The sequence below is a fragment of the Asticcacaulis biprosthecium C19 genome, assembly GCF_000204015.1.
Classification (GTDB): domain Bacteria; phylum Pseudomonadota; class Alphaproteobacteria; order Caulobacterales; family Caulobacteraceae; genus Asticcacaulis; species Asticcacaulis biprosthecius.
Map to the genome: position 1 here is coordinate 559,084 of NZ_GL883079.1, position 6,613 is coordinate 565,696.

Annotated in this window: 6 protein-coding genes; 3 read left to right on the top strand and 3 right to left on the bottom strand. The window is 59.7% G+C overall.

The window, feature by feature from the left end; genetic code table 11:
• Together ABI_RS17830 and rpoZ are read right to left on the bottom strand one after the other, a co-directional pair.
• A partial coding sequence (locus ABI_RS17830; RefSeq protein WP_083811554.1) for a RelA/SpoT family protein occupies positions 1–2,232 on the bottom strand: 2,232 nt, incomplete at its 3' end.
• A 123-nt stretch (positions 2,233–2,355) separates the two neighbouring features.
• Entirely contained in the window at positions 2,356–2,715 is a 360-nt protein-coding gene (gene rpoZ / locus ABI_RS17835) for a DNA-directed RNA polymerase subunit omega (protein WP_006274449.1), read from the bottom strand.
• Between the two features lie 316 nt (positions 2,716–3,031).
• On the opposite strand from rpoZ, the gene leuA reads away from it, so the two are divergent.
• Both leuA and ABI_RS17845 read left to right on the top strand, forming a co-directional pair.
• Positions 3,032–4,705: a 2-isopropylmalate synthase gene (gene leuA / locus ABI_RS17840; RefSeq protein ID WP_245531389.1), complete on the top strand. Its 1,674-nt coding sequence runs from the start codon at positions 3,032–3,034 to the stop codon at positions 4,703–4,705.
• A 1-nt stretch (position 4,706) separates the two neighbouring features.
• Positions 4,707–5,324 carry a GNAT family N-acetyltransferase gene (locus tag ABI_RS17845; RefSeq protein WP_006274451.1) on the top strand — a complete coding sequence of 206 codons (618 nt, stop codon included), beginning with the start codon at positions 4,707–4,709 and terminating at the stop codon, positions 5,322–5,324.
• 28 nt (positions 5,325–5,352) lie between these two features.
• Here ABI_RS17845 and ABI_RS17850 read toward each other — a convergent pair whose 3' ends face one another.
• Positions 5,353–5,874 carry a thermonuclease family protein gene (locus ABI_RS17850; RefSeq protein ID WP_006274452.1) on the bottom strand — a complete coding sequence of 174 codons (522 nt, stop codon included), beginning with the start codon at positions 5,872–5,874 and terminating at the stop codon, positions 5,353–5,355.
• Between the two features lie 179 nt (positions 5,875–6,053).
• On the opposite strand from ABI_RS17850, the gene ABI_RS25345 reads away from it, so the two are divergent.
• Positions 6,054–6,613 (top strand): EamA family transporter (locus ABI_RS25345; RefSeq protein WP_157139005.1); only part of this gene is annotated, 560 nt, incomplete at its 3' end.

Consider the following 6,613-nt stretch of genomic DNA (forward strand, 5'->3'; position numbering starts at 1 on the left):
CGATGTCCGCAACGCCGCCGAAATATTGGTGATATGCCGCGCATCGATCACCTCGATATCGAAATCGATGTCCAAAAAGTCGACGGCATTGGGTTTGATATCGATCTTGACGATATTCCCCTTGGCCTCCCCGATCAGCGTACAGGCCTGCCCAAGAACTCCCGGTTTGTTCTGCATATTCACACGGATACGCGCCACACTTAAGGTATTTTTTTCGGCATTCAGTGTCCAATGCAGATCGATCCAGGCCTCCTTGTCATCGTCCAGAGCCTCCAGGCGCTCGCAATCGATCGAGTGGACGTGGACGTCATCGCCTTCGACAATCCCGATAATGCGATCGCCCGGCACCGGATGGCAACAACTCGAAAAAATCACCGTCTGCGATGCCCGCAACGCCGAGCCGCGCACAAAGGCCAAGCCGCCCTCGCCATCGCGAACGCGCGTCAGCGTGTCCGGCGACAGCAGCAGCGGCAGCTTCAGCCCGGGGAAAATCGCCTCCAGGATCTTGGCCGGGAAGATCTTTCCGCGGCCGCACAGCTCAAACAGCTCGTCCTCGCTCGTAACATGGAAACGCTCGAACGCCGGCCGCCAGCTGATGTCGGTCAGCCGCCTGTCGACCTGCGCCGCGGCACGCTCGACCGCTGTCCGTCCGACCGTGATGAAATCGTCGCGCTCGCGCTGACGGATATGACGCCGAATCGCCGAACGCGCCTTGCCCGTCACCGTCAAAGAGAACCAGTCTTGGGTGACACGCGATTCCTGGCCGGCCAGGATTTCGACCTGATCGCCGTTCTGCAACACCGTCCGTAGCGGCCGGTGTTCGCCATTGATAATGGCGCCGATGGCCTTTTCACCGATTTCCGTATGGACGGCGAAGGCGAAATCCAGCGGCATGGCGCCACGCGGCAAGGAGACCAACTTCCCCTTCGGCGAAAAGACAAAGACCTGGTCTGTGAACATCTCCATCTTGGCATGTTCAACCCAGTCCTCAGAATCGCCGCCACTTTCGACGATGCTGACGATATCGCGCAAGGCCGCGATCGGGTTGCGTCCGCCATTGGCAGTCGCCGCTTCTTCGTCGAAGCCATAGGCCTGATTCTTGTAGCCCCAGTGGGCGGCGACGCCCTCTTCCGCCACGCGATCCATCTCTTCCGTTCGGATCTGAAGCTCGATACGCAGTCCCTTATGGCCGACAACTGTCGTGTGCAAGGACTTGTAATTGTTGCTCTTGGGCGTCGAAATGAAGTCTTTGAACCGGTCCTGCACGATCGGCCAGGCTCTGTGGATAATGCCCAAGCCGCGGTAACAATCGTCGGCACTGTTGACCACCACCCGGAAGGCGTAGATGTCCGACAACTGCGAAAAGCCCATAGATTTGCGCTGCAGCTTCTTCCAGATCGAGTAGGGCGACTTTTCCCGGCCGGACACGCGGGCAAACATGCCCTGCTTTTCCAGCTTGGCGGCGACATCACGGGCGATGGCGCGAATCGCATCGCCCTTTTCTGTCCGCATCTCTTCCAGCCGGCGGACGATGGCCGCGTGGGCCTTCGGATTGATGTACGAAAACGCCAGATCTTCCAATTCGGTGGCGAAGCGGTTGCAACCGATCGACCGTGCCAGCGGCGCATAGACTTCCAGGGTTTCGCGTGAAATCCGCTCGCGCTTCTCCGGCTTCACATATTGCAAGGTGCGCATATTGTGCAGCCGGTCGGCCAGCTTGACCAGCAGCACGCGGATATCGCGACTGATGGCCAGGATGAATTTGCGCAGGTTTTCCGACTGCTTGGTATATTCCGACTGCAGTTCCAGTTGCGTCAGCTTGGTGACGCCCTCGACCATGTTGGCGACCTCCTCGCCGAACTTGGCCGCGATTTCCTCACGCGTCGCCGGGGTATCCTCGATGGTGTCGTGCAACAGCGCCGTGGCGATCGTCGCCGCATCCAGCTTGTAGTCGGTCAGAATTCCCGCCACCTCGATCGGGTGGGCAAAATACGGATCGCCCGATGCCCGCAGTTGCGCGCCGTGCATACGCATGGCGTAGACATAGGCGCGGTTCAGCATGGCTTCGTCGACGGTGGGATCGTAGGCTGCCACCCGGTCGATCAACTCGACTTGACGCAAAAATTTCGGCCGCGGCGCTGGCTTGGGGGCATCCTGGAGCACCGGCGCAGGTTGGCTTTCGCCCGTTACGGGCGTTTCCAGAATATTGGCCTGTTCACCTTCTGCGGACATCGCTTCGATTGAACCTTAAGAACTTAAACAAAAAGTGTCGCATGCCTTGCGATTATGGCAAGCACGAAAAAAGGCCCGGACGATATCCGGACCTTTTTCATATGGCTTTCTTGAAAGCGAAATCTAGTAGCGCTCTTCCTGGCCACCATCACGGTCGGATTGCAGCGCGCGGATCAGCTCGCTTTCCGACATCTGCTGGTGCTGGGGATCGGCCAGCAGAGCCAGGGTTTCGGCTTCTTCCTCGGCCTCGGTACGCTCGTCAACGCGTTGCAGCGAAGCGATCAGGCTTTCGGTCAGGACATGCGGCTCAATGGCCTTGTCGGCGATTTCACGCAGCGACACAACCGGGTTCTTGTCGTTGTCGCGATCGACCAGGATGGCGGAACCCGACGAGATGGCGCGGGCGCGGTGCGCGGCCAGAAGAACGAGGTTGAAACGGTTGTCGATCTGTTCGACGCAATCTTCGACGGTGACGCGAGCCATAGGCGACCTCAGCAATAGGAAAAGAGCGCCATCGGCCGGGATTTATCATCCGCGTCCGGCGCTCGAAACAGGTTGTGGCCTCTATATAGCGTCTGATACGCGAAAACAACACATTCCTCCCCCCTCTCCAAGAGACTGTTTTGAAAATGGGTGAGGCAGAGCCGAAAAGGGCTGATTTCGAGACCCGGAGCGGAGCGTACTTCAGTACGTGAGCACCGGAAGCGCAGAAAGCGGCACTTTGCAGGCCTGCATCACGCATTTACAAACAGTGTCCAAGTGCATTGACTTGAAAGGCCTCACGTCCTAATGCCCCGCCATGCCGATGTTGCCCAATCCCGAAACCAAATACCGTCCATTTTCGCTGGGCGTTGACATGTCCGACCGCACCTGGCCGTCGAAGACGGTGGCCAAGGCGCCGCGCTGGTTGTCAACCGATCTGCGCGACGGCAATCAGGCCCTGGCCGACCCCATGGACGTCGAGAAGAAGATGATCTTCTTCAACATGTTGCTGAAGGTCGGGCTCAAGGAGATTGAGGTCGGCTTCCCTTCGGCGTCGCAGACCGAATTCGATTTCGTGCGCAAGCTGATCGAAGAAAACCTGATATCCGACGATGTCACGATCCAGGTCCTGACTCAGTCGCGCGAAGACCTCATCAAGCGCTCCTTCGAATCTCTAAAAGGGGCCAAACAGGCCATCGTCCACCTGTATAACGCGACCTCGCCGCTGTTCCGGCGAGTCGTTTTCGGTCTCGACCGCGCCGATGTCCTGGCGCTAGCCGTCAGGGGCGCCACCCTGTTACGCGACGAAGCCGCGAAGCAACCCGACACCGACTGGTCGTTTGAGTACAGCCCAGAAACCTTTACCGCCACCGAACCGGAATTCGCTCTCGAAGTTTGCGAAGCGGTGATCAAGGTGCTCAAGCCGACGCCGCAAAAGCCGCTGATCCTGAACCTGCCGGCGACGGTCGAGGTTGCAGGTCCGCACACATACGCCGACCAGATCGAATGGTTCTGCCGCAACGTCTCATGCCGCGACAGCGTGGTCATCAGCCTGCACCCGCACAACGATCGCGGCACTGGTACGGCTGCTGCCGAACTGGGCCTGCTGGCCGGCGGCGACCGCATCGAAGGCTGCCTGTTCGGCAACGGCGAGCGCACGGGCAATGTCGACCTGGTCACCCTGGGTTTGAACCTGTACACTCAGGGCATCGCGCCGGAACTCGATTTCTCCAATATGCGTGAGATCGTCCGCACGGTCGAACACTGCAACAACATCCCGGTCCACCCACGCCACCCTTACGCCGGTGAACTGGTCTTCACTGCCTTTTCGGGCTCGCACCAGGACGCCATCCGCAAGGGCTTTGCCGCCCATGAACAGCGCAATGATGGCATTTGGGACATGCCCTACCTGCCGATCGATCCGGCCGATCTTGGCGAAAGCTACGAAGCCGTCATCCGCGTCAATTCCCAGTCGGGCAAGGGCGGCATCGCCTGGATCCTGGAACAGACCCACGGCCTGAAATTACCGCGCCGCCTGCAGATCGACTTCTCGCGTAAGGTTCAGGAGATCACCGACGCCACCGCGCGCGAACTGGCCTCGGCCGAAATCTGGGCGGCTTTCCAGGACGCCTACCACCTCAATGGCGGCCGATATGGCCTGATAGCCTACGAACAGGCCGCCGCCGTCCATTCCGGCACCCAGCGCACCTTTGTCGGCCGCATCGTCAAGGAAGGCGTCGAAGCCTCGGTCATCGGCCACGGCAATGGCCTGATTTCCAGCGCGATCGAAGCTCTGAACGACCACTACGGCCTGGAACTGGAAGTGATGGACTACGGTCAGCACGCCCTGACCAAGGGATCATTGAGCCAGGCCGTCGCCTATATCGAATGCAAAACGCCGGACGACAGCCGAGTCTTCGGAATCGGCATTGACGACGATATCGCCACGGCATCGGTCAAGGCCGTGCTGTCGGCTGCCAACGGACTGTGACATGACAACACCGGTGCTTGATCTCGCCAGCGGTGACTATATGCTGCCGGCGGGCAAGATTGCCATGGTCGTCACCTATCTCGAACAACGCGCCCCACCACAGCGCGAGCCGTTTGGCGCGCCCGCCGGCGTATCACTCAAAGCCTGGCCTCAGGTCGACATCGATGCCTATCTCGACCTGTTCAAGGCGATCGGTGCCCCGTGGCTGTGGTTCGGCCGCCTGCTGAAATCCCGGACCTACCTCGAAGCCCTGTTTGCCGATCCCAATCACAAGACATGGGCTGTGGTCCGCGACACCCAAAAGATTGGCTTGTTGGAATTGGACGGCCAAGACGATGGAAATGTCGAGGTTTCCTATTTCGGCTTCACCCCCGGCCAGACAGGAAAAGGCCTCGGCAGTTGGTTAATGGACCAGGCCCAGCGCCTCGCTTGGGCCGATCAAACCACCAAGCGCGTTTGGGTCCATACCTGCAGCGCCGACGATCCAAAGGCCCTGCCCTTCTACCAAAAAATGGGCTTCATCCCCTATGCCCGCGGCATCGAGATCGCCGACGATCCGCGTCTGACCGGCATCCATAGCGACGATGCCGGCCCCGCCGCCCTGCCCCTGATCAGATAGCGCCGACCGGTCATGCGCCTACCGAACCTTATTGATGTGTTCGCCGCCAATGCAGCGGACTGTCGAAGCCATGCGCCCACGCCCCGTGCTTGTTCGCCTTTGCCCATCTTTCATCCGCCAGGTAGCGCGTCGAGTAGCTGCGATACGCGACCGCCAGTCCGCGTCGGACCATTTCGCGCCCCAGATCAACGCCAGAGGATGACTTGCAGATCGCAACCACACGGCCGTAGCCGTCGACATCTTGCTGTTCGCAACTGAGAATGCCTTTGCCAATGAGGCCTTCCATCGCCACGGTCGCTTTTCCACCGCAAGCCATTCGCCCGCAGACCTGCCCTTCCTCAAAGGCGTCAATTCCATAGAGCCGGATATGTTGGCCCTTGATGACGATCGTGTCGCCATCGATCGCCCAGGCCTTGCCGGACAACACGCGCGGTTTGGCCTGCGCCGTTCCGGCGATCACCAGCAACATCAAAAGCGAAACAAGACGTGACAGCATTCCAGAGGTCCAGACATTGCCATGGAGGCCCAGATTGGCTAAGGCGGCGGCCATGATCAATCACCTTGTCACCACCCGCGCCACCATCCAACTGGATATTTTGTCCAAGCTCATTTGGGCTGCGCGTCAGCTTTTCAAAACCAAGGCCCTGTAGTTCCGGTTTTCGTCCGTTTGCAGCGCCCTCTTCGTCCGGCGCTGAACTCCCCTCGGCGCCCAGATCAAAGTCTCCGCCGATGTCCACCGCCCCACAATCCGCGACGCCCTCATCCAAATGGCTTGCCGTCTGGGGCGGCTACATCATGGCTGGGCTGGGCGCCTTCCTGTTTGCCAGCAAGGGCATCTGGATCAAGGTCGCCTACCAATATGACATCGACGCGTCGTCCCTCCTGACCCTGCGCCTGTTGATGGCCACGCCCTTCTTCGTCATCGGTGGACTTGCGACCTACTGGCGTATGAAATCTCGGGGGCTGGAAGGTCCACCGCCCATCGGCACCCGTCCGGACCTGTACCTGAAGACCCTGGCCGTTGGCGCTCTGGGCTACTGGTTCGCCAGCTATACCGATTTCGAAAGCCTGGTGACGCTAACCCCCCAGTTCGAACGGCTGATCATCTTCACCTATCCGCTGTTCGTCATTGTCTTTGGTGCCTTATTCTTCCGCCAGAAGCTGCGCCTCTCGGCGCTCTGGACCTTTGCTATCGCCTATGCCGGGATCGCCTTTATCTTTGTGACCGACCTGCGAATCCAAGGCTCGGTCATAGTTACCGGCGCCCTGTGGTGCATGGCGTCGTCCGT

What these genes read in the sequence shown, in the direction of transcription:
- rpoZ (WP_006274449.1), bottom strand. Translation starts at nt 2,715, where the DNA reads ATGGCTCGCGTCACCGTCGAAGATTGCGTCGAACAGATCGACAACCGT.
- leuA (WP_245531389.1), top strand. Translation starts at nt 3,032, where the DNA reads ATGCCGATGTTGCCCAATCCCGAAACCAAATACCGTCCATTTTCGCTG.
- ABI_RS17845 (WP_006274451.1), top strand. Translation starts at nt 4,707, where the DNA reads ATGACAACACCGGTGCTTGATCTCGCCAGCGGTGACTATATGCTGCCG.
- ABI_RS17850 (WP_006274452.1), bottom strand. Translation starts at nt 5,874, where the DNA reads ATGGCCGCCGCCTTAGCCAATCTGGGCCTCCATGGCAATGTCTGGACC.